Origin of the sequence: Nocardia higoensis (assembly GCF_015477835.1) — a bacterium.
Classification (GTDB): domain Bacteria; phylum Actinomycetota; class Actinomycetes; order Mycobacteriales; family Mycobacteriaceae; genus Nocardia; species Nocardia higoensis_A.
Window position 1 is genome coordinate 379316 of record NZ_JADLQN010000001.1, and the last position, 22049, is coordinate 401364.

The 22049-nt window shown below is 69.2% G+C and carries 21 protein-coding genes; 15 read left to right on the forward strand and 6 right to left on the reverse strand.

What is annotated here, in order from left to right; genetic code table 11:
- Positions 1 to 255 precede the first annotated feature (255 nt).
- Together IU449_RS01625 and IU449_RS28785 are read left to right on the forward strand one after the other, a co-directional pair.
- On the forward strand, positions 256 to 681 hold the full coding sequence (locus tag IU449_RS01625; RefSeq protein WP_195000195.1) for a GAF domain-containing protein: 426 nt from the start codon (positions 256 to 258) through the stop codon (positions 679 to 681).
- 1201 nt (positions 682 to 1882) lie between these two features.
- A complete protein-coding gene (locus tag IU449_RS28785) occupies positions 1883 to 3772 on the forward strand; it encodes a hypothetical protein (RefSeq protein ID WP_228803627.1) in 1890 nt (629 codons plus the stop codon).
- A 46-nt stretch (positions 3773 to 3818) separates the two neighbouring features.
- On the opposite strand, the gene IU449_RS01635 is transcribed toward IU449_RS28785, so the two are convergent.
- Positions 3819 to 4802 (reverse strand): TIGR03557 family F420-dependent LLM class oxidoreductase, encoded by a 984-nt coding sequence (locus IU449_RS01635; protein ID WP_195002238.1) that lies wholly within the window; start codon positions 4800 to 4802, stop codon positions 3819 to 3821.
- Positions 4803 to 5004: 202 nt separating this feature from the next.
- On the opposite strand from IU449_RS01635, the gene IU449_RS01640 reads away from it, so the two are divergent.
- Complete coding sequence (locus IU449_RS01640) at positions 5005 to 6483, forward strand: serine/threonine-protein kinase (protein ID WP_195002239.1); 1479 nt, start codon at positions 5005 to 5007, stop codon at positions 6481 to 6483.
- A 160-nt stretch (positions 6484 to 6643) separates the two neighbouring features.
- Here IU449_RS01640 and IU449_RS01645 read toward each other — a convergent pair whose 3' ends face one another.
- Positions 6644 to 7195 (reverse strand): LppA family lipoprotein, encoded by a 552-nt coding sequence (locus tag IU449_RS01645; RefSeq protein WP_195000196.1) that lies wholly within the window; start codon positions 7193 to 7195, stop codon positions 6644 to 6646.
- Positions 7196 to 7484: 289 nt separating this feature from the next.
- On the opposite strand from IU449_RS01645, the gene IU449_RS01650 reads away from it, so the two are divergent.
- The gene (locus IU449_RS01650) at positions 7485 to 8015 is read left to right on the forward strand and encodes a hypothetical protein (protein WP_195000197.1); all 531 of its coding nucleotides are present in this window, start codon (positions 7485 to 7487) and stop codon (positions 8013 to 8015) included.
- A 101-nt stretch (positions 8016 to 8116) separates the two neighbouring features.
- Here the strand turns inward: IU449_RS01650 and IU449_RS01655 are convergent, their stop codons facing one another.
- Positions 8117 to 8671 carry a hypothetical protein gene (locus IU449_RS01655; protein ID WP_195000198.1) on the reverse strand — a complete coding sequence of 185 codons (555 nt, stop codon included), beginning with the start codon at positions 8669 to 8671 and terminating at the stop codon, positions 8117 to 8119.
- 336 nt (positions 8672 to 9007) lie between these two features.
- Here IU449_RS01655 and IU449_RS01660 point away from each other — a divergent pair, with 336 nt between their 5' ends.
- From IU449_RS01660 to IU449_RS01690, 7 genes are all read left to right on the forward strand, one after another.
- Entirely contained in the window at positions 9008 to 10483 is a 1476-nt protein-coding gene (locus tag IU449_RS01660) for a DHA2 family efflux MFS transporter permease subunit (protein ID WP_195000199.1), read from the forward strand.
- A gap of 139 nt (positions 10484 to 10622) precedes the next feature.
- Positions 10623 to 11717, forward strand: a complete 1095-nt coding sequence (locus IU449_RS01665; protein WP_195000200.1) for an LLM class flavin-dependent oxidoreductase — start codon at positions 10623 to 10625, stop codon at positions 11715 to 11717.
- An 82-nt stretch (positions 11718 to 11799) separates the two neighbouring features.
- The gene (locus IU449_RS01670; RefSeq protein ID WP_195000201.1) at positions 11800 to 12348 is read left to right on the forward strand and encodes a YceI family protein; all 549 of its coding nucleotides are present in this window, start codon (positions 11800 to 11802) and stop codon (positions 12346 to 12348) included.
- Between the two features lie 673 nt (positions 12349 to 13021).
- Positions 13022 to 14416: an ATP-binding protein gene (locus tag IU449_RS01675; RefSeq protein WP_195000202.1), complete on the forward strand. Its 1395-nt coding sequence runs from the start codon at positions 13022 to 13024 to the stop codon at positions 14414 to 14416.
- Positions 14416 to 14847 (forward strand): roadblock/LC7 domain-containing protein, encoded by a 432-nt coding sequence (locus IU449_RS01680; RefSeq protein ID WP_195000203.1) that lies wholly within the window; start codon positions 14416 to 14418, stop codon positions 14845 to 14847. The genes IU449_RS01675 and IU449_RS01680 overlap by 1 nt, the downstream gene beginning before the upstream one ends.
- Positions 14844 to 15194 (forward strand): DUF742 domain-containing protein, encoded by a 351-nt coding sequence (locus IU449_RS01685; protein ID WP_040796117.1) that lies wholly within the window; start codon positions 14844 to 14846, stop codon positions 15192 to 15194. The genes IU449_RS01680 and IU449_RS01685 overlap by 4 nt, the downstream gene beginning before the upstream one ends.
- On the forward strand, positions 15169 to 15774 hold the full coding sequence (locus IU449_RS01690) for a GTP-binding protein (RefSeq protein ID WP_195000204.1): 606 nt from the start codon (positions 15169 to 15171) through the stop codon (positions 15772 to 15774). The genes IU449_RS01685 and IU449_RS01690 overlap by 26 nt, the downstream gene beginning before the upstream one ends.
- Before the next feature lie 66 nt (positions 15775 to 15840).
- Here IU449_RS01690 and IU449_RS01695 read toward each other — a convergent pair whose 3' ends face one another.
- A complete protein-coding gene (locus IU449_RS01695; RefSeq protein ID WP_228804021.1) occupies positions 15841 to 16815 on the reverse strand; it encodes a proline dehydrogenase family protein in 975 nt (324 codons plus the stop codon).
- An 89-nt stretch (positions 16816 to 16904) separates the two neighbouring features.
- On the reverse strand, positions 16905 to 17720 hold the full coding sequence (locus IU449_RS01700) for a uracil-DNA glycosylase (protein ID WP_195000205.1): 816 nt from the start codon (positions 17718 to 17720) through the stop codon (positions 16905 to 16907).
- A 205-nt stretch (positions 17721 to 17925) separates the two neighbouring features.
- Between IU449_RS01700 and IU449_RS01705 the strand changes: the two genes are divergently transcribed.
- Positions 17926 to 18549, forward strand: coding sequence for an LUD domain-containing protein (locus IU449_RS01705; protein WP_195000206.1), 624 nt, complete (start codon positions 17926 to 17928; stop codon positions 18547 to 18549).
- A 110-nt stretch (positions 18550 to 18659) separates the two neighbouring features.
- Here IU449_RS01705 and IU449_RS01710 read toward each other — a convergent pair whose 3' ends face one another.
- A complete protein-coding gene (locus tag IU449_RS01710) occupies positions 18660 to 19283 on the reverse strand; it encodes a QsdR family transcriptional regulator (RefSeq protein WP_195000207.1) in 624 nt (207 codons plus the stop codon).
- Positions 19284 to 19388: 105 nt separating this feature from the next.
- Between IU449_RS01710 and IU449_RS01715 the strand changes: the two genes are divergently transcribed.
- The 3 genes from IU449_RS01715 (at position 19389) to IU449_RS01725 (ending at position 22019) form a co-directional block, all read left to right on the forward strand.
- Entirely contained in the window at positions 19389 to 19841 is a 453-nt protein-coding gene (locus IU449_RS01715) for a MaoC family dehydratase (RefSeq protein ID WP_195000208.1), read from the forward strand.
- 139 nt (positions 19842 to 19980) lie between these two features.
- Positions 19981 to 20382, forward strand: a complete 402-nt coding sequence (locus tag IU449_RS01720; RefSeq protein WP_228803629.1) for a hypothetical protein — start codon at positions 19981 to 19983, stop codon at positions 20380 to 20382.
- Positions 20383 to 20471: 89 nt separating this feature from the next.
- Positions 20472 to 22019, forward strand: a complete 1548-nt coding sequence (locus IU449_RS01725; RefSeq protein ID WP_195000210.1) for a phytoene desaturase family protein — start codon at positions 20472 to 20474, stop codon at positions 22017 to 22019.
- The last annotated feature ends 30 nt before the right edge of the window (positions 22020 to 22049 follow it).

Genomic DNA, 22049 nt, shown 5'->3' on the forward strand with positions numbered 1-22049 from the left:
CGGCGGAATGGCTCGCGTGCAGGTGAGCGGAGCCGGATCCGCCCGGTGTCTTCACGAAAGAGCCGGGCGCACAACCGTTCACGCCGGTCGTCGGTGCTGCCGAGGCCGGCCGGGCGCCCGGGGAACCGGGTGCCGCGCGGCCGTGGACAAGCGGCCCCAGCCCGACAGTGAATCGGTGCGCCGGGCGGCGCGAAAATCCGCGGTATCACCCATGCCTCGCCCGCGCGTCGATGTAGCAACGAACGAGGTGTTCGTATGTTCGACGCTCGCGTCCTGCCTCTCGACGCGACCGGCGGCGCCGGTCCGGAACGCGACTCGTCCGTCCCGCAACGTGCGGCGCGCAATATCGCGCGCCTGCTGCCCGGTCATCCGCTGGTCGGAATCACGGCCTGGGGAAACGACGGTCTGGAAGTGCTCGGCTGGTCGAACCGGCTGGCCGAGGAACTCGAACATGCTCAGTCGAGGTGCCCTGATACGCCGGCCCTCGACGTCGTTCGCACCGGACATCCGATCCTGGTCGGCGATCTGGTCGCGGAACGGCGTTGGGACCAATTCTGTGAACGACTGCTCGCGCGCGGAATGCGCTCGCTGTATTGCCAGCCGCTGGTGGCCGAGGCTCAATTGCTGGGACTGCTCACGCTCTACTCGGAGCGCGAAGACGCTTTCCTGCCCCGGCCCTGACAACCCCCGCCAGGTACCTCGGGGGAGCTCTCGGGAGAGCTATTGCCCCCGGGTACCTTCGTGCAATGCGTCTCCGGACGTACTCGCCGAGCGGCTGCCGGATCCGAACACGACGCGTTCCCACCAGGCGTCGAGCCGGCTGGGTTCCGGCCAGATCACGACTCCGGGATCCGGTTCGAACTGATCGGTCACGACATTGTCGACCATGGTCGGCCTCCTCGGCAGGTGAAACGGCACCGGCTGGGCGGCGCCGCGTGGTTCCAGCGGTGACGCCGACGGCCGGGCGGTGCAGCTCTCGTATCCGTGGCTCGTTGCCGCGGACAGAAATACCGGATCACATCGATTTTCCAGGTGCCGACAATTTTAGCGCCTGTCGGCGGAATGTGCAGGAAAGATTCGTTCGTCCAGCCCGGACCCGCTCGCCTGTTCCGGAAATTGTGGGTGAATGTTTCCCGCCGGGGATTGCACGGCGATATCCCCGCTGCCGATGTTGCCGCCATTTGTGCGATCGGATGCACACGAATAATAGCGGTGGGTTAACACCTTTTCCGGAATTTTGCGGAAAGGGCGAATGCAGTGGGGCTACCGGTCAGGTGGGGTTCGGGGCTGAAGTCGCACCCGGCCCCACCTGACCAGCTAGGCGATGGCGGATCGCGATGGGGGGCGTGCGACCCGCCCTGCAACCCCGGGGCTAACCGGGTGAATCCAGGGTAAGCCGAGTGGTTGCCGGGGCGTGGCGTTTCGGGTGAAAGACATACTGTCGTGACCGACCGGTTCTCCACGGACGCGGCCGGCTCCGGCCTCCGGGCGAGCCAGGGAAGACGCATGCGGTTCCGGCCGCCCGGGGTGGGGGACGGCGCCGTCGAGCACGGGCCGGCCGACGGAACTTTCGGGTCCGGCCGACCGTGGGGTAGCGGGCCGCGGGTGACATCGGCGAAGGCGGGGCGGCGATCGGGTGCAGCGCGCCCGCGGTCTCGGCCGACGCTGTGCCGCGGCGGGCGAGGTCGAGATGGTAGTAGCTGGTGGATCGGCATCGAGGGGCGAATATCCGCGCCCCGTGTGTCGCGCGCGGCGCGCCGAGATCCGGTGACGGTGAATATCTATGGTTTTGCAGGAAACCCGGCATGGACTATGAATGTGGGGTGCTGTTCACACCCGTGATCACTTGTCTGCCATCGAGGCTCCCCAGGGGGAGGTCGATATGACTGTCGAGCGTCCGATGGAGGACGAGGTCACGCAGCTTGCCCTGCGGGTCGAAAAGGCCAGGGGACGCCTGGCCTACCAGTTCGACCCCGCGCTCACCGAGGCGCTGTCCGAAAGCGAACTGCAAGCCGAACGCGAACTCGCCGAGCGTATTCGCGAACAGGACAGAGAGCAGCGCTGGAAAGAAGTGCAGGCCGCAGCCGTGGCCTCCGACCAGGCTCGTCAAACCGCGGAAGTGATCGCGAAGGCCGACATGCGAGATCTGTTGCTCGCCCGCAAGGCGATCGCCGCTCAGCGGCGCGAATCCAGTCCGCACGCCAAACTGGCCTCGCTGTATCGGCATCGCTCCTGGTCGCTACGCGCGCTCGCGGGCGTCGTCGCGGCGGGCATGTTGTGGTCGGCGGTCAACGTCCAGCAGAACATCGCGCCCGGCGGGCCGAGTGATCCGCTGTTCTGGTTCAGCTATCTGCTGGAAGGGATGATCAGCGTCTGTCTGATCATCATCATGATCGGCACCAACAAGGTCGCCGAGTGGGGCGTGGTCGACAACCGCAGGCAGGTCGCGGCCGCCGAGATGGCGCTGTTGTCGCTGACCGTCCTGCTCAACACCTACCCGTACATGCGCGCGGGGCAGTGGTACGAGGTCGGTGTGCACGCCATCGCGCCGGTGATGATCGGCGTCGCGCTGCTCATCCACGATGCCGCGAGCGCGCGCTACGGCTTGGCCATCTATCGCGCCACCGAGCAGGTGCGCGAACTGCCCGACCCGGCCGAACAGATCCGCAACAGCCTGCCCTCGCTGGTCGCGGTGCGAGCCCGCGGGCCGATCGACATGGTGCCGCGTACCGCCGCCGAATACGAGATCGCCGAGCAGATCGACCTCGCGGTCGAGGGCCCGGTGGACCCGGAGACCGGCGAACCGCTCACCCTGGACGAGAGCCTCGAGGTGCCCGCCGAAGGTGAGCTCGCCGAGGTGGTGCACCCAGAGCAGCAGGACGAGGAATCCTCGGCTCCGGCTACCGAGAAGCGCCAGGCCACCGAGGCCGTCCCCGCCGCCGATCCCGCGCGCAACGGGATCGCGATGAAGGGAGTGGCGTCGGCCGACGGTCGTTCGACAGGCGTCGACGGACAAGCGGTGCGGGCCAACGGACAGGTGACTTCGGCTGTCACGACGCCCGCCGCCGGGAAGCCCGCCGCTGCCACCGAGACCGCGGCTGTCACGGTGAAGCCCGCCACCGGTGCGGCTGCGAGCAAGTCCGCCGCGCGGAGTTCCGTGCCCGCCACGCCCGCGAAGCCCGCGGCGGTGACCGCCGAGCCCGTGGCGGCCAAGGTTCCCGCGGCGTCCGCCCCACCCACCCAGCCGGTCGGGAAGCCCGCGGCGCAGCCGGTCGTGGCCGCTGCCGGGAAGTCCGCCACAGCGAAGCCGACCGCGGCGAAGCAGGCCGCGGCGAAACCCGCCACGGTGCGGTCGGCCGCCGTCCAGTCGGCTGCGCAGCCCGTCGCGGCCCGTTCCGCCGCGCCGGTCGCCACGCCGGTCCGATCCGCGGGCTTCAACGGTGCGCCCGCCTCGACCAGGACCGTCACCGCCCGGCAGGAGATCGCGCCCGCGCGCACGTTGGTGCCGCAGGCGCCCGCGCCGAAGCCGGAGACCGCGGTCCCGGACAGCCGGGCGATGGCCAAGGACAGCCGGACCATGTCCTCGCGCAGCAAGAAGAAGGAGCGCCCCGCGCCGCCGCCCGACCCGGACGGCGCGTACCATGAGGTCGTTCGCTCCTCCGGCATCTACGACACCGGGCAGTTCCGGATCGCCGAAGCGCTCGAACAGGAACTCGCCGAGATGGCCGAGGCCCGGCGGCGTGCGCGCAGCAGCAGGCAGCGACTGAGCTGATCTCGGGTCACTCGTCCCACCACGACAGCTGATCGGCTTCGGCCGGTCAGCTGTCGCGCGTGCTGCGGGCCGAGGACGCGTGCAGCGTGTCGCGCAGGGTGGAGCCGTAGAAGTCGATGAAGCCGAACGGGTCCGGGCCCGCGTTCTGCAGGACGAGGTGGTCGAACCCCGCGTCGGTGTAGGAACGGACCGCGTCGACATAGCGGTCGGGATCCGAGCCACAGGTGAAGTGCTCGCGGATGTCGTCCTCGCGCACCGTCGCGCTCGCGGCGGCGAAGTTGACCGGATTGGGTAGCTCACTCATCACCTTCCACCCGGTCAGCGCCCATCGCGTCGTCTCCAGCGCCGCCCGAGCCCCCTGGCTCTCGTCGGGCGCCCACGCCACCGGAATCTCCGCGTAGCGGGGCCCGGCGCCGCCGTGCTCGTGGTATTCACGCACGAGATCGGCATTCGGTTCGGTCGCGAACAGCCCGTCGCCGTGGCTCGCGGCCAGGCGCGCCGCCTCCGGCCCACCCGCGGCGACGGCGATGATCGGCGGTTCCGCGGGCAGGTCGAAGATCCGCGCGTCCGAGAGCCGCAGATAGGTGCCCTCGTAGGACCGGTAGCCGCCGCGCCACAGCAATCGGATGATGTCCAACGCTTCGCGCAGCATCTCGTGGCGCACCCGCACCGAATCCGGGAACTCCCGACCGACCACATGCTCGTTGAGCCGTTCACCGGAACCGACGCCGAGGACGAACCTTCCGTCGCAGAGCAGCGCCGTCGTCGCCGCGGCCTGGGCCACGACCGCGGGGTGATAGCGCAGCGTCGGACAGGTGACCCCGGTGGCCAGGCCGATCCGCTCCGTACGCGCCGCGATGGCCCCGAGCACGCTCCAGGCGAACGGCGAGTGCCCCTGGTTGTCGAGCCAGGGATGGAAGTGGTCGCTGATCTCCACGAAGTCGAAACCGGCCCGCTCGGCGGCCACGGCCTGCCGGACGAGATCGTTCGGGCCGTAGCCCTCGGCCGCCAGTTTGTATCCGATGGGCATCGCCGCCTCCTCGTCGTCCCTGCCACGGTCGGTCTCTGTCACGATGGCCCGCCCGGGCGGTGCGCCGGGCGCATACGCACCGCCTACCCCGGCGGATTTCCCACAAACCACGCGCCTCGGCGAATCGGGAAGAGCGCGCCCGCTCCCGCGTGAAGCGCACTGTGCCACTGTGCCTTCGAGGCCGGTGTGGTACTGGTACGGGGTGAACGGGACCATGTTCGGCCGCTACCGGCTGCTCGCCCAACTCGGCGCGGGTGGCATGGGGCAGGTCTACCGCGCCCACGACACCGACACCGATCGGGTCGTCGCGCTGAAAGTGCTGCCTCCAGAACTCGCACACGATGAGGTTTTTCGTGAGCGATTCCGCAGGGAAGCCCAGGTGACCGCGCGGCTCACCGAACCGCACGTCATCCCGATCCACGGGTTCGGCGAGATCGCGGGCAGGCTGTATCTGGACATGCGCCTGGTCGAGGGTGTCGACCTGGCCGCGCTGATGACAGGCGGGAGGCCGATCCCCGCGCCGCGAGCGGTGTCGCTGCTGAGCCAGGTGGCGGGCGCGCTCGACGCGGCACATGCCGTCGGTCTGGTGCACCGCGATGTCAAGCCGTCCAACATCTTGGTCACGACCGGCGACTTCGCCTATCTGATCGACTTCGGCATCGCCCGCACGGGCACGCAGTCGGGCCTGACCTCGACCGGATCGACCATCGGCACCTTCGCCTACATGGCGCCGGAGCGGCTTTCGCACGGCATCGTCGACGCGCGCGCGGACGTCTACGCGCTGGCCTGCGTGCTGTACGAATGCCTCACCGGCGGCAAGCCGTTCCCGGGTGAGGGGGTCGAGCGCCAGATCACCGCGCACTTGACCGAGGCGCCGCCGCGACCTTCGGCATACGGGGTGCCCGCGGTTTTCGACACCGTGATCGCCACGGGCCTGGCGAAGGATCCCGCCACCCGCTATCCCACCGCGGGCGCGCTGATGGCGGCCGCCCGCGCGGCGCTGTACGGCGACTCCACGCTTGTCGCGCCGCGTCCGAACGACACCACGGTCGTGCGTCCTGTTCCGTCCGCCGCCCCGGTTGCGGACCGCCGCGGACGGCGCGGTACGGCCGTCCGGGCCGGGGTCGGCGCCGTCGTGCTGGTGGTGGTTCTCGTGGCCGTGGCGCTGGTGGTGGTGCTGCCGGGCCGCGGCGCGGACCAGGCGAGCGGGGGTGCCTCGGCTACCGAACTCGCCGCCGGCAGCGGGGAATCCACACCGACCGGCGATTACGGCGGCTCGGGGTCCGCGCGCTCCGACGCCCCGGAGGCGACGACATCCGCGCCCACATCCGGTGCCGGGGGAATCGCGGGGACGGCGCAGCGGCTCGCGGACACCGCCGCGCGGCTGACCGACTACGTGCGCGCGCACTACGCGGACCTGCCGGGCGATCCGGGCGCCGCGTGGTCGCGGCTGACCGTGCGCTACCAGGGCGAGATCGGCGGCTACGCGGCCTACCGTGAGTTCTGGGAGACCGTCGCCTCCACGACCATCGACGAGGTGAGCGCCGATCCGGACACCGACACCGTCACCTTCCGGCTCAGCCTGACCTACGAAGACGGCCGTTCCGGGTCCGAAACCCGCCTCATCCAATTGGTGCCGACGGGGCAGAGCTACCAGATCGACAGCGCCGAACTGGCCTGAGCGATCGGTTGTTCACCGGCCTGCGTGCCGGGACCGACTCGTTCTGACGGTGATCGGGCCGTGCACCGGGATCACCGCTCGCGGTGGTCACCGGCCGCCGGTCGATGGTCGCCCGCCGGGCCCGGGCTCCCGAGAGCGGGATCGGTGTGGTGCGCGGGCCTCAGGGAAGCCGGCAGCCGGTGGTGGCGGTGACGGTGGTGGAGGAATGGTCGGTGTAGACCGACAGAGTCGTCCGGTTGCCGAGAAGGGTGCCGTCCGTGCCTTCGAAGTCGACATAGTGGTTCTCGGGGGAGCTGGAGTCGGGCTGCATGACCTCGGCGCCCGCGGCGGCGGCGACAGCGCGTGCGGTCTCCCGGAACGCGGGCCACGCCGCGGGCGGTATCGGGCCGTCGGCGACAAAGCGGGGGAGTGTGACACGAACCCCGCCGATGCTCGCGTACTCCTCGGTGCACGGCCCTTCGCCGCCCGGCTCTCCCCACGACCAGACCAGCCGCGGCTCGATCGCCGACGCGGCCGCGGCGATCCGGATCATCGCCTCGCGCAGCGATTGCGCGGCCTCGGCCGAACGCGGTAGCGCGGCGATCTTTTCGGAAGCGGCGGCGATCTCCTCCGCGGACGGCGGCGGTGGCGGTTCGCCGAGCAGGATCGTGCAGCCGGTGGCCAGCCACGCGGCGGCGGTGAGCGAGACCACGCGACGACAGCGCTCGATCATGATGTCCTCCCGGCGACGGTCCGCGCCGACATCGACTCGGCGTGCCCGCGCTGCGTGGCCGTATGCGCCCGGCCCGTGTGCAAGGCTGTTCGACGCAGGGCGAGCAGGTGTCGCGGGCAATGATATTCGGGGTGACGACGGACGTGCGAGCGCGGCGGCGAAGTCCGCGTGGACGGTCGGACACGGCGCGGTTTGGACAGCGCGGGCCGACTTGGCTACGTTGAGGCCGCGTTCGTAGACGGTGTGGTTCGGTGCATGGCAAACGTGGGCTGACAGGGAGGACACGGTCGTGGTGACCATCGCGCAACTGCGGGCGGTGCTGGCGATCCTGCGGGTGGACACGAGCGGGGCGGTGGCGGCGCATCGGGGACCGGCCGACGAGCAGGCCGATCTCGTCGGGCTGCTCCATCGGGTGGTGTCGGGGGAGCTGTGCCGGATGATGGCGGAAGGTCAGGGCACACCGCCGGGAGCTCTCGCCGCGCTGGGCGAGAATCCCGCCGAACAGGCGTGTTTCGAGGCTCGTCTGCTGCACGATCAGATCGGAGTCCTGGCGGGCACGGCGGTGGCGGACCCGGCCCCGGCGCTGCTCGCCGCGGCGGCCCGCTCGGCCCACGCCACGGCGGCATTGCTGGCCCTGAGCCGCAGGCCGCAAGGCGCGATGTCGGAGGAGTGGTGGCTGCGTGCGCTCGACGATCTGGGCGAGGCATACCACCTCACCAACGACGAGTACATCGACCGGGCGAATTCCGTGACAGCGCCGATGAACAGCCCGCAGTCGCTCGAATCCGTCTGCCTGGCCGACAGTTCGGTGAACGGATAGATCAGCCGGATCGAGGGTGCCGCCCCCGGGGACCGGCCTCCCGCGAGGGGAACGCCGGGACCGGAGGCGGCAGGCTCAGCTGATTGCCCTGGTCGTCTCGATCAGGGAGTCGAGAACCCGATGAGCGCTCCGATGCCCGCCCCGATCGGGACGGTGATCAGCGCGCCGACACCGCCGAGGAAGAACCCCAGCACCGCGCCGATGCCCGCGCCGACCAGTGCGCCGACGACCGCGTTGTGCTGCTTGCGGGCCAGCGTGGCCTCCTCGTCGACGAAGCTCGCCAGACGCTCGCTCGCCGCCGGGGCGTTCACCGGAGTGAGCATCAGCGTGCGGCCGTTGTCGGCCAGGCTGGGGGACAGGCCGACGGTCGAGCCGTTGACGTTCACGGCGGTCGGGAACGCGCTGACGGCCTGACCGGCCGCGTCGGTGAGAAGGATGACGCCCCCGGCGATCCGGAACGCGCCGGAATCGAGCGTGGTGACCAAGGCGCTGCCGTCCTGGTTCGGGCCCACCGTGTAGCCGATGCCCTGTTCGACGCCGTGCACGGAGACTTCGGACGGGGCAGCGGGTGCGGGTGCGGCGTATGCGGTGCCCGTGGCCAGGGCGGTGGCCCCGACGGCGAGCAGGGCGGGGGCGGCGAATCGACGGAATCTCATCGTGTTTTCCCTTACGTGTTGCGTACGGGCAGGAACGCCAGGGAAAGACGAGTTGCGCGTCCCCCCGGCGACGGACCGACATCGCGGTCCTCGGCCATTGTCCGCTGTGAAACCCCTACCAGCGCAAGCTTTTCAGGAAAGAATCCGCGCGGAGCCCATGCGTGGCGGGCGGGGTTTCCTGCGGGCAACCGGCCGCTGCGGGCGGTCAGTGGCGCGCAGGCACTTCCGCTCACCAGGCATGCGAACAACGGGCAATTCCGGCAGCCCGTGCTCGGGGAGTGCGTTCGGGTGGATACCTCTGTGATCGTTGTCGATGTGACATGGCACTCTTAAGCGGTGACTGAACCTCCACATACGCCGGCGACCTCGCCCGGCTCCCCTTCGGACAAGCTCGACAAGGGCGTGCTGAAGATCGCGGGCGTCGTCGTGATCGGCGCGATCATGTCGATTCTCGACGTGACCGTCGTGACCGTCGCGCTCCCGACGTTCATCACGGAATTCGAGACCACCTACGCCATCGCCGCGTGGACCATGACCGGCTACACGCTGGCGTTGGCCACCGTCATTCCGCTCACCGGCTGGGCCGCCGATCGGTTCGGCACCAAGCGGCTCTATCTGACCGCGCTCGTTCTGTTCGTGCTCGGCTCACTGCTGTGCAGCGTCGCGTGGAGCATCGAGACGCTGATCGCGTTCCGCATCCTGCAGGGGCTCGGCGGCGGCATGCTGATGCCGCTGGGCATGACGATCATGACCCACGCGGCGGGCCCGCAGCGGATCGGTCAGGTCATGGCGGTGCTCGGCGTGCCGATGCTACTCGGACCGATCGGCGGTCCGATTCTGGGCGGCTGGCTGATCGACGCGTTCAGTTGGCACTGGATCTTCCTGATCAACCTGCCGATCGGCGTGGTGGCCCTGACGCTGGCCGCCATCGTGCTGCCTCCGGACCGTCCCGAACCGAGCGAGTCCTTCGATTTCATCGGCATGCTGCTGGCCTCGCCGGGGCTGGCGCTGTTCCTCTACGGCGTGTCCACCATTCCCGAGGTCGGCACCTTCGTCGACAAGAAGGTGATCATTCCGATCGTGATCGGTGTGGCGCTGCTGGTCGGGTTCGTTCTGCACGCACTGCGCACCACCCACCCGCTCATCGATCTGTCGCTGTTCAAGAACCGGGCGCTGACCTTCGCGGTGCTGACGATGACGATGTTCGCCATCGCCTTCTTCGGTGCCGGCCTGCTGCTGCCGAGTTACCTGCAGCAGGTGCGCGGTGAGTCCGCGATGGCCGCCGGTCTGCTGATGGCGCCGCAGGGCATCGGCGCGATGCTGACCATGCCGATCGCGGGTCGGCTCGTCGACCGCATGGGTCCGGGCAAGATCGTGATGACAGGGCTGGCGATCATCTCGGTCTCCATGGTCTTCTTCATCCAGTTGACCGACACGACGAATTACGTGGCCATGTGCGCGGCATTGTTCGTCATGGGCCTGGGTATGGGCTGCACGATGATGCCGACCATGACCGCCGCGATCCAGACGCTGACCCACCAGCAGGTGGCGCGCGGTTCCACGTTGATGAACATCATCAACCAGAGCGCGGGTTCGATCGGCACCGCCATCATGTCGGTGGTGCTGTCCAACGAGATCGCCGACCGGGTGACCGCCGCCGGGCCGCCCGGACCGGCCGCCGCCGCCGAGGCGTTCAGCAACACTTATCTGGTGGCCCTGGTGTTCGCCGTGCTGACCCTGATCCCGGCGTACTTCCTGCCGCGCACCCGGCCCGTCGTCAAGGACGCCGATCCGGCGCTGATGGTGCACTGAGCGCTCAGCACCTCCGGCTGTCGCCGGTCACGGCAGCACGCCGTGACCGGCGATCGTCTTTTCGGGGGCGGGGGAATAGACGGGCCACCTCGTCGGTTGATATGGTTGCCAAGTCAACCAACAAGCCACAGGAGTCCCCGTGCAGTTCGGAATCTTCTCGGTCGGCGATGTCACCACCGACCCGACGACGGGTCGGACCCCCAGCGAGGGCGAGCGGATCAAGGCCATGGTGCGCATCGCGCAGAAGGCCGAGGAAGTGGGTCTGGACGTCTTCGCCACCGGCGAGCATCACAACCCCCCGTTCGTGCCGTCCTCGCCGACCACCATGCTCGGTTACATAGCGGCTACCACCGAGCGCATCCAGCTGTCCACCGCGACCACCCTGATCACCACCAACGACCCGGTGAAGATCGCCGAGGATTTCGCGATGCTGCAGCACCTGGCCGACGGCCGCGTGGACCTGATGCTCGGCCGTGGCAACACCGGGCCGGTCTATCCCTGGTTCGGCAAGGACATCCGCGACGGCATCGCGCTGGCTGTCGAGAACTACCACCTGCTGTACCGGCTCTGGCGCGAAGATGTGGTGACCTGGGAGGGCCGCTTCCGTACCCCGCTGCAGTCGTTCACCTCGACTCCGCGCCCGCTCGACGGCGTGCCGCCGTTCGTCTGGCACGGCTCGATCCGCAGCCCGGAGATCGCCGAACAGGCCGCCTTCTACGGTGACGGCTTCTTCGCCAACAACATCTTCTGGCCCAAGGAGCACTTCCAGCGGCTGATCGAGTTGTACCGGCAGCGCTACGAACACCACGGTCACGGCTCCGCGGACCAAGCCGTCGTCGGACTGGGCGGGCAGGTGTTCATGCGTCACAACTCCCAGGACGCGGTGCGGGAGTTCCGGCCCTACTTCGACAACGCCCCCGTATACGGCCACGGGCCCTCGCTCGAGGAGTTCACCGAGCAGACGCCGCTGACCGTCGGAAGCCCGCAGCAGGTGATCGACAAGACGCTCACCTTCCGCGAAACCTTCGGCGACTACCAGCGTCAGCTGTTCCTCATGGATCACGCGGGCCTGCCGCTGAAAACGGTCCTGGAACAACTGGACCTGCTCGGCGAGCACGTCGTGCCGGTGCTGCGCAGGGAATTCGCCGCTCGGCGTCCCGCGCACGTGCCCGCCGCGCCGACGCACGCCTCGCTGTCGGCCACGCGGAGCGGGACCGTGGCCGCGCATCCGTGATCCGGCGGCTCGACCCGGCCCGTATGCCTACACCTCACCGAAAACATCACCGAACAACGATCTCTCACAGAAGGAGACAGCTATGACCAGCACCACCGCCAAGGGGCTCACTGCGGGCACCTGGGTCATCGACCCGGCCCACTCCACCGTCGGCTTCAGCGTCCGTCATCTGATGGTGAGCAAGGTGCGCGGCCGGTTCAGCGACTTCGACGGCAAACTCGTCATCGGTGAAGACGGCTCCGCCTCGGCCGACGCCGCCATCCGGGTGAACTCGCTGACCACCGACAACGAGCAGCGCGACGCGCACCTGCGTTCGGCGGACTTCTTCCATGCCGAGGACTTCCCCGAGATGACGTTCGCCTCGACCGGCTTCCGGGTCGCGGATGGGGATTTCCTGGTCGACGGCGAACTCACCATCCTGGGCAAGCCCAAGCCGGTTTCGCTGAATGTCGAATTCCTCGGCGTGAACCCGGGAATGGGTAACGGCCCGGTCGCCGGTTTCGAGGCGTCCACGACCGTGAGTCGCCGTGAGTTCGGTCTCGATATCGACATGCCGTTGCCCGACGGCGGTGTGGTGATCGGTGACAAGATCACCCTCACCCTCGAGATCGAGCTCACCCAGCAGAGCTGACGAACACCGGCGTATCACCGGACAGCATTCACGACCCGCCCCCGTCGCCGACGGGGCGGGTCGTTTTTGTTCGCCCGCTGCCCATCGCTCGCGGAATGCCGGCCGCGCAAATCGTTTTTCCGTTACCGCCGAGTAGGTTGCTGGGGTGATCGCGCCGACGGCCGCGTGCGCGCGAGTCCGGCGCCCCGCGCGCGCGGGAGGGGGCCGCGTCTGGGGGTACAGACGTCGGGCGGCGCGTGGAGCTGGCGTTTTTCGATGTCCGGCGGTGCGGTGGGTCGTAATCGGCCTGGCAGTCATCAGGTTACGTCGAGACCTTGCCGTAATGCTGCTAATGTGGGCGCGTCGTCGGGTTCCGGTTCGATCGGATGCTGCGTCCGGACGGTGATCGTGCGTTCCGGATCACCTGTCCCGCAGGCATTGTGAGGTGAGCGGTGAGCCTCCGTGCTGCTTCGGGCGGGCTGTGCCGATTCGAGCCGGCTGTGCTGATTCGAACCGGCTGTGCCGCTTCGCACCGGCCACCTTTCGACAGGAACGAACCGATCGAGTACGACAGGTCGGAAAATCCCGAGGAAAGGCGCAACGAGTTCTGTGGTCGCAGGCTGGGGGTCGACACGCGGACCGTGACGTGCTTTTTCCGGGTGCAGGCTCGTAGCCGTTCATGACGAGAGAACTGATGAATTTGGATATCGCCGTATTACTTCCGTGGATTCTGGCCCCCGTCCTTGTCCTTGCGGTGGCCGTATACGCCACGCTCGCGATCCGCAAGGAACGCGCCCGCGTCGCGGAGCTCACTCGCGAGCACACCGCGCGCGACGAGGCATTGGAGCGCTTCGCCTCGCAGACCGTCCCGTCGATCACCGAGGCTGTGCGGCGCCGGGAGAATCCGAGTGTGAACGTCGAAGTTCCTGTCACGCTGCAGGACTCGCGTTTCGCTCAGATACTGAACTGGACCGGTGAGCGCTACGCCGACGGACTGCGGCTGGTGCAGGTCGAAACGGCCGACCGGGTGAACGCCGAGGCCGAGACACGCATCAGGCAAGCGGTCGCCGAGGCCGAGGACGGGGTACGCGCCTCGGCCCGTGAGGCGACCAACGGCGCGGTGCGCTCGTTCGGCACCGCCGTGGTCAGTCTGGGCGCGGACGTCAGCCAGGTGGTCAGCATGGCGCTGCGCCAGCATCGTGGCGACGACGTGTACGCCACACTCACCCATATCGATCACACCGTGCAGCAGATGATCCGCCAGGCGCAGTCCTACGTGATCGTCTGTGGCGGTCTGCCCGGCAGACGCTGGCCCGCTCAGGTGCTCACCGACATCGTCGGCGGCGCCACCGGGCGCGTCCGCGACTATCTGCGGGTGCGGGCCAATCAGTCCGATCGCGTCGTCATCAGTCGCGCGGTCGAGCCGCTGGTGCACACCATGGCGACGCTGCTGGACAACGCCCTGCGCTACTCGCCGCCGACCTCGTTCGTGGACGTGACCTTCCAGGAAGGCCACCACGGCGTCACGATCATCGTCGACGACGCGGGCGTGCGGATGAACTCCGAGCAGATGGAAGAGGCCAGGCAGGTGCTGGCCGGTGAGCGCACCGTCGACGTCCAGCAACTCGGTCCCTCGCCCAAGGTCGGCTTCCCCGGCATCGCGGCGCTGGCGCGTCGCTACGGATTCACCGTCTACATCGACGGCCCGAACGCCTACGGCGGCATGCGGGCCATGGTGTACATCCCCGAGGCGCTGCTGCAGCCGCGTAAACCGGCCGACACGGCCGAGTCGGACCAGCCGATCCGCGAGGTGATCGAGGAAGTGGCGCCGGAACGTGAACCGGTCGCGGTCGCCGCGGCGCCACGTCATGACCAAGGGGAGGAGAAGCAGTTCGCCGTGCATGAGATCACTCAAGGCGGGCTGCCGAAGCGGCGGCGCAGGGCCGTCGCACCTGTGGCCGGTGCGCGCCCGCGCCGGTCCGATGCCGAGGGGACGCCGGGACGGCCGGATATCGCAGCGGCCTGGCACGCCGGTTCCAAGAGCGGTCGCGCAGCAGCGACCGACCACACGGAAGGGACGACACCTTGATGGGCTCGACGAATACTGCCGTTAGCGACAGCAGCAACAAATTGGGGTGGTTACTCGAGGATCTGAGCATTCCCGGGGTGCGTTTCGCTGTCTTGCTCTCCGACGACGGCCTGCGCATCGCCCACTCCTCGGGCATCGTGCGCGACGATGCCGAACGTTTCGCGGCCGCGGCCTCGGGTCTGCGCTCGCTGGGCAAGGCCCTCGGCGAGTTCTGCGGCGGCCCGGACAGCGGTGTGCGCCAGAACATGACAGAGTACGACGACGGGATGATCTTCATCACCGCCGCGGGGGAGAGCACCCTGTTGGGTGTCTCGACCACGAACGACATCGATGTCAGCTTGGTCGCGCATCGGATGAACGAGCTGGCCGGCCGGGTGGGCCATGAGCTCGGTAGCCAGCCGCGGCAGAGGCCGGACAGCGACCTGTCATGAGCAGGCACCGCCGCGACCCCGACCTCGTTCGGGCCTATGTGCGCACGGGCGGTCGTTCCCGACCCACCCGCGACCTGGATCTGGTGACCCTGGTCGTGGCCGCGTCCGACCCGCCCACCGGTGCGAGTCCCGACGTCCGCAGGGTGATGAGTCTGTGTAGTCGCCGCGGCGCCCTGTCCATCGCGGAATTGGCCGCATACCTGGACATGCCGCCGTCCGTGGTGAAGATCGTGGTGTCCGATCTGCTCGACGGCGGCAATCTCAGCACTCCCACTCCGGCAGAACTGTTGCCGGAGATCTCCCTGTTGGAGGAGGTACTCAATGGTCTCCGGGCTCTCCCGGCCTGATCGTGTGGTCGAATATGTGCCGGAGACGGTGACCCGATCGGTGAAATTGCTGGTGGCAGGCAACTTCGGTGTCGGCAAGACCACCTTCGTGAACAGCATCTCCGAGATCAGGCCGCTGCGCACCGAGGAAACGATCACCGAGGCCAGCATCGGCGTCGACGACATGGCCGGTCTGCCGGGCAAGACGCAGACCACCGTGGCGATGGACTTCGGGCGCATCACCCTGAATCCGACGCTGGCCTTGTATCTGTTCGGCACGCCGGGGCAGAAGCGGTTCGTGCCGCTGTGGGAGGAGCTGGCCCGTGGTGCGCTCGGCGCGCTGGTGTTGGTGGACACCCGGCGCATCGAGAAGTCCGACGAGGTCTTGTCGGTGCTCGAGGAACGGGGTGTGCCGTACTCGGTGGCGGTCAACCAGTTCGACGACGCCCGCGCCTACCCGCTCGAGGAAGTGCGTGACGCGCTCGACCTCTCGCCGGACACCCCGCTGACGAAACTCGATGCCCGGCATCGGGGGACGTGCCTGCAGTCGCTGATCACGTTGGTGGAATACCTGTTCCACCGCGTCGAAGCGCCGGTCTGAGGCTGCTCTCGACGGCCGGTGCGTCGCACTTCTCGTGCGGCGCACCGGCCGTTCGCGTGCGCGGGCTCAGGTGCGCTCGCGGCCGGCGAGCGCGCGCAGGAAGAAGGTCAGATTCGCGGGACGTTCGGCGAGTCTGCGCATGAAGTAGCCGTACCACTGGTCGCCGTAGGGGACGTAGACCCGCATCCGGTGGCCCGCGGCGGCCAGCCGGGACTGCTCGGCCTCGCGGATGCCGAAGAGCATCTGGAATTCGAAATCCGAGGGTCCGCGCTGGGTTTCCTCGGCGTACCGACCGGCCGCGGCGATCATGGCGGGATCGTGGGTGGCGACCATCGGGTAACCGCTGCCGCTCATCAGCACACGCAGACAACGCAGGTAGGAGTCGTCGACCTCGGCCGGGCGCTGGAAGGCGACCGACGCCGGTTCACGATAGGCACCCTTGCACAATCGGATGCGCGAACCAGGACCGGCGAACTCTCGGCAATCCGCCTCGGTGCGCTTCAGGTAGGCCTGTAACACCGTGCCCACCGAGGGGAATTCGGCACGCAGCTCGCGCACGATCGCCAGTGTGGAATCGGTGGTGGTGTGATCCTCGGCGTCGACGGTGACCGCGATGCCGGTATCGGTGGCACTCGCGCAGATCTCGCGGGCGTGGTCGAGGGCGATCCGGTCGCCGTCGCCGGGCAGGGCCTGGCCGAGGGCCGACAACTTCATCGAGACTTCCAGCGGGCGGACATTGCCCGGCTCGCGCGCGGCCGGGAGTTCGGCCAGCACGGCGATCAGTCGCAGGTAGTGCTCGACGGTGTCGCGGGCCTGGCCGAGGTCGGTGGTGTATTCGCCGAGGTGATCGACGGTGATCCAGCGGCCGGAGGTCAGCAGTGCGGTGGCGGCGGTGAGGGCGTCGGTTTCGGTGGTGCCCGCGACGAAACGGTCCACGAGTGCCCGGGTGGCCCGCATCGAGGTCACCGTGTGCTCCACTCGCGGCGAGGCCGCGGCGCCCAGCAAGGCGGGGCGGATCAGCCGGGTGAAGCCGCGTCTCAGCACGCAACAACGATACCCGCCGCGGCAGTCGGCAAATCCGCTCCACGCCGCCCGGGACCATGGGCTTCTCGCCGATCGGATGGCGTCGGCTAACCCGGTGGGCGGGTGGCGAGTCCGGCCGCGGCGGCTGCTCCGGCCAAGATGTCCTCGAGCATCGCGGGGGTGAGTCGTCCGGTGAAGGTGTTGTGCTGACTGACGTGGTAGCAACCGAACAGCTCCAGCGGAGCGCGATCGGATCGGGCCGGCTCCAGCCGCACCCGGAGGCCGTGGCCGAACTTCGGGCGCGGGCGGGGAACGGCCCAGCCCGCACCGGCCAGCGCGGGCAGCAGTGCCTGCCAGCCGAACGCGCCGAGCACCACCACCGAACGTGCGGTGGGCGCGAGCAAGTCGAGTTCGGCCTCCAGCCACCCCCGGCATCGATCGCGCTCGGTGACGGTGGGTTTGTTCTCCGGGGGAGCGCAGTGCACCGGTGCGGTCATCCGGACACCCAGTAGACGCATCCCGTCCTCGGCGTGCACGGCGACGGGCAGGGTGGCCAGGCCGACGGCGTGCAGGGCGGCGAAGAGCACGTCGCCGCTGCGATCGCCGGTGAACATGCGTCCGGTGCGGTTGCCGCCGTGGGCGGCCGGGGCGAGGCCGACGATCAGCATGCGTGCGTCGTCCGGGCCGAACCCGGCCACCGGACGGCCCCAGTACGTCTCGTCCTGGAAGGCGGCGCGCTTGGTCCGCGCGACCAGTTCACGCCACTGGACCAGGCGCGGGCAGGCGCGGCAACGGGTGAGGGCTTCGTCGAGGGCGGGCACCGTGCGGTAGCGCCTGCGTCCGGGGGGATCGCCGGGGACGGATACCGGCGGCGGCCGGGTGCCTGCCCGATTGTCGCCGGAAGGTGTCTCGCCGGGATGCATACCCGCAGGATAGGCCGGTCCCGGCCGGTTTCGCATGGTTGCCACGTCGGGTTCGGGCGGGTATTTTGCGCGGTGTGGGTGGGGTTTCGGTGGCGGCTGTCCGCCTGCGCGGACAGCGGCACCACCTGGGGTGTGCCGCCGACACAGTGAGGTGAGAGATGGCCGAGCGCCGGTACGGGTATCGAGCACCCCGGACGGTGAAGCGATGAGTTCCGACGAGCATCTGCTGCGCCGGGTGCGCGACCTGCTGATCGAACTGCCCGATGACGAACGGATGGTCCCGGCGTCGCGCGCGGGTAGGCACGCCCTCGCCGACCCGGCCGACCGGACGCGCCTGGTCGCGGAATTCCTGGACCGGCTGACTCGTGGCGGAGCCCACGGTCTGCGAACCACCGAGGAGGAGGTGCCCGCCGCTCTGCGGGAGCTGTTGCGCGCTGCCGGTGTGAGGTGTGTCCTGGTTCCCGACGGCCTGCCGGGCAAACTGCTCGCGCCGTGGGCGGCCGAGGGCAACCGGGTGGTCACCGACAGTCCGATGGCGACGGCCGGCGATCGCGACGGTATCGGCGCCGTGGTCACGGTCTGCGCGGGCGCGGTCGCCGATTCCGGGGCGCTGGTCTTCGACGGCGGCCCGGGTCAGATGCGCAAGACCACGCGCGCCGAGTCCGGGGTGCAGGTATGTCTGGTGCGCGCCGAACAGGTCGGCCCCTCGCTGCCGGAGGTCGTCGACCGGCTCGATCCGCGCCGTTCGATCACCTTGTTCGGTGGTCACGCCGGGGCGGGCGGGGAAGCCGCCGCGGTGGCGGGGCTGGTCGTACTCGTCGTCGAGTGAGCCGACCGGGACCGGCCCGAGGGCAGGAGGCACCCATCGCGCCCGTGACCCGCGTCGTCGGATCCGAGGCAGGCGCACTGCGCGCCGCCGCCCGCCCGGTCCGGACCTGGCTACAGCAGTTCGGCGACGGGCGGCGCGATTCCCAGAAGCACGGCGTACACCTCGCGCAACCTGTCGACGTCGTTGCGGATGCCCGCGGCGGTGTCGGTATAGAGGAAGGCTTCGCCGATGCGCACCAGGGTGTAGGCGAGCAGGTCGCGTTCCAGCGGTGGATGGAAGTCGTCCTCGCGTTCGACGCGGTCCAGCAGTTCGGCGACCGCGGTGACCGCGTGCGGCTGGACCGGGCCGTGGCTGGCGGTGAGGATGCGCAGACCCGAGCGTGGCTCATTCTCGAAGTAGCGCCGGAACGGCTCGTTCATCGCCTCCCAGCGGGCGACCCGGTCGAGCACCTCGACAATGCGACGAGCACCTCTGACCCGGCACTTCGCGTCGGCTTTGGCGATCATCTGCTGGTACTCCTGCACCAGCATCGCGCCGAGCAGTCCGTCGCGCGAGCCGAACCACCGGTAGATCGAAGCGCGGCTGAGACCGAGTTCGGCGGCGATGGATTGCACGTCGACGCGTTCGCCGGCGAGGAATGCCCGGCGAGTGAGGGCGATGACCTGCTCGCGGGTCGCCGACGCGGGACGGCCGGGAGGGCGGGCGCCAGCGGTGGGAGTTACGGGTACGGTCATCCCTGAACAGTACACATGTCCACTCGTGTCCCAAAAGGAATGGCGTGGCGGCTCGGGCGGTAGTGTACTCGACCGGCGGATCCACCGATCGAAGGAAGATGAGCTATGCGGGTTTTCGACGGAATCGCCGACCTCGAGAAGGCGGTCGGTGAGCATCTGGGGTACAGCGACTGGTACAGCGTCACCCAGGAGAAGGTGAACCTGTTCGCCGAGGCAACCGGCGACCACCAGTGGATTCACGTCGATCCCGAACGCGCGGCGCAGGGTCCTTTCGGCGGGCCGATCGCGCACGGATTCCTGACGCTGTCGCTGCTGCCGGTGCTCAGCCAGCAGGTGTATCGCGTCGACGGCTTGAAGATGGGCATCAACTACGGCCAGGACAAGGTGCGTTTCCCGTCGTCGGTTCCGGTCGGCAGTCGCCTGCGGGCCGGGGTCGAACTGCTCGCGGTGGAGCGCGGCGCGACCGGGGCCCGGGTGCGTACCCGGGTCACCGTGCAGGTCGAGGACGCTCCCAAGCCCGCCTGCGTGGCCGAACACATCTCCGTGATGGTCGACTAGGAATGGGCGCGCCGTGGCGCGGGATCGGCGAAACGCCCGTCCGCGCCGCGTCGCCGCCTTAGGATCGTGGCACCCTGACAGCGCCGAAGGGATCCCTGTGACAACGACGTCTGCCGTCTCTCCTTCGCCGAAGTGTTCCGTGCCTGTCCCACGGGTGGCCCGGGCGGTCGCTGTGTGCGCGTGCGCGGCCGGGGTGTCACTCGGGGTGGCGCCGGCGGCGACGGCGGCGGTCACCGGCGTCAAGGCGCTGCCGAACCTGAGTTTCGGTGCGGCGACCAACTACGGCACCGGCTGCACCGCGACCATTCAGGCCTACGTCACCGATCCGGTCGCTCCGGTCCATTTCTACGACAACGGGACGGCGCTGGCCACGGTGGCGCCGACCGGCGGTGTCGCCCTGCTGACCTGGATACCGGCCACGCCGGGCGCGCACCGGATCAGCGTGGTCCAGTCCTCCGATCCCGCGGTCTCCCGGCACGTGGATCTGCCGGTCGGTTACGGCGAGCCGGTCGGCGTCGGCTGCGCGGTCTTCGGCGGCTGAACCGGGCTGTCGCGGCGCGCGGTCGCCCGCCGGCGCGTGTGCTCATGTCCCTCGCCGCGGATGTCACCGGTCCGTGATATCCAGGTCCGATGAGACCGGCGCGGGATTCCTATGACGTCGTCGTGGTCGGCGGTGGGCACAACGGCCTGGTGGCCGCGGCCTATCTGGCGCGGGCCGGACGCTCGGTGCTGGTACTGGAGCGGCTCGACCACCTCGGCGGGGCGGCGGTGTCGCAACGCCCCTTTCCCGGTGTGGAGGCGCGGCTGTCGCGCTATTCGTACCTGGTGAGCCTGCTGCCGCGCCGCATCGTCGAGGATCTGGGCCTGCGTTTCCGCGTCCGGCGCCGCCGCATCTCCTCCTACACCCCGGTGGGGGAGGGCGGTCTGCTCGTCGACACCGCGGCGCCCGACCGCACCAGAGCCAGTTTCGTTCGTCTCACCGGGTCGGACCGGGATTTCCTAGCGTGGCAACGTTTCTCGGTGACCACCGGCAGGCTGGCCGAGCGGGTGTTCGCGACCATGACCGAGCCGCTGCCTACCCGCGCCGAACTGCGCCGCCTGATCGACGACGAACCGACCTGGGAAGCCATCTTCGAACGCCCGCTCGGCGAGACGATCACCGGCACCTTCGCCGACGACACCGTGCGCGGCGTCGTCTTCACCGATGCGCTGATCGGCACCTTCAGCCACGGCCTCGACCCGACGCTGCGGCAGAACCGTTGTTTCCTCTATCACGTCATCGGTGGCGGCACCGGCGAGTGGAATGTGCCGGTAGGCGGTATGGGCGCGTTGACCGACGCGCTCGCGGACGCGGCGCGGGCCGCGGGCGCGGAACTGGTCACCGGCGCGGCCGTCACGGCGGTGGACAGCGACGGCCGCGTCGCCGAGGTCGGCTACGACGGCGGTACCGTCGGCGCCCGTCATGTGCTGGTCAATGCCGCACCTCGCGAAGTGGATCGGCTGCTCGGCAGGCCCGCGCGCGAGCACCCGGAGGGCTCCCAGCTCAAGGTGAACATGGTGCTGCGGCGGTTGCCGAGACTGCGCGATCAGCAGGTCGATCCCCGCGACGCCTTCGCGGGCACCTTCCATGTCGGCGAATCCTACCGCCGGCTCGACGAGGTCTATGCGCAGGCAAATGCCGGGACACTGCCCGAGGTGCTGCCGTCGGAATTGTATTGCCACACACTGACCGATCGCTCCATCCTCTCCGGAGAAGCCGCTACCTCGGGAATGCACACCGTCACCCTCTTCGGTTTGCACACTCCCGCAAGGCTTTTCCGGGAAGATCCGGAGCGCACGCGGGCCGCCGCCCTCGACGCGGCACTGGCAGGCCTCGACGCCGTGCTCGCCGAACCGCTGGCCGACTGCCTCGCCACCGACGCCGAGGGGCGGCCCTGTCTCGAGGTCCGGTCCCCGGTGGACCTGGAGCACGACCTGCGGCTGCCCGGCGGGCACATCTTCCACGGTGATCTCCAATTCCCCTGGCGCACGGAAGAATCCGCAAGTCCGGCCGCTCTCTGGGGCGTGTCCACCGATATCGCGAATGTGCTGATCTGCGGCGCGGGCGCGGTCCGCGGCGGCGGCGTGAGCGGACTCGGCGGCCACAACGCGGCGATGGCGGTGCTGGCCGGCCGATGACCGAAGACTCTGCCGTGGCAGCCGCGATCA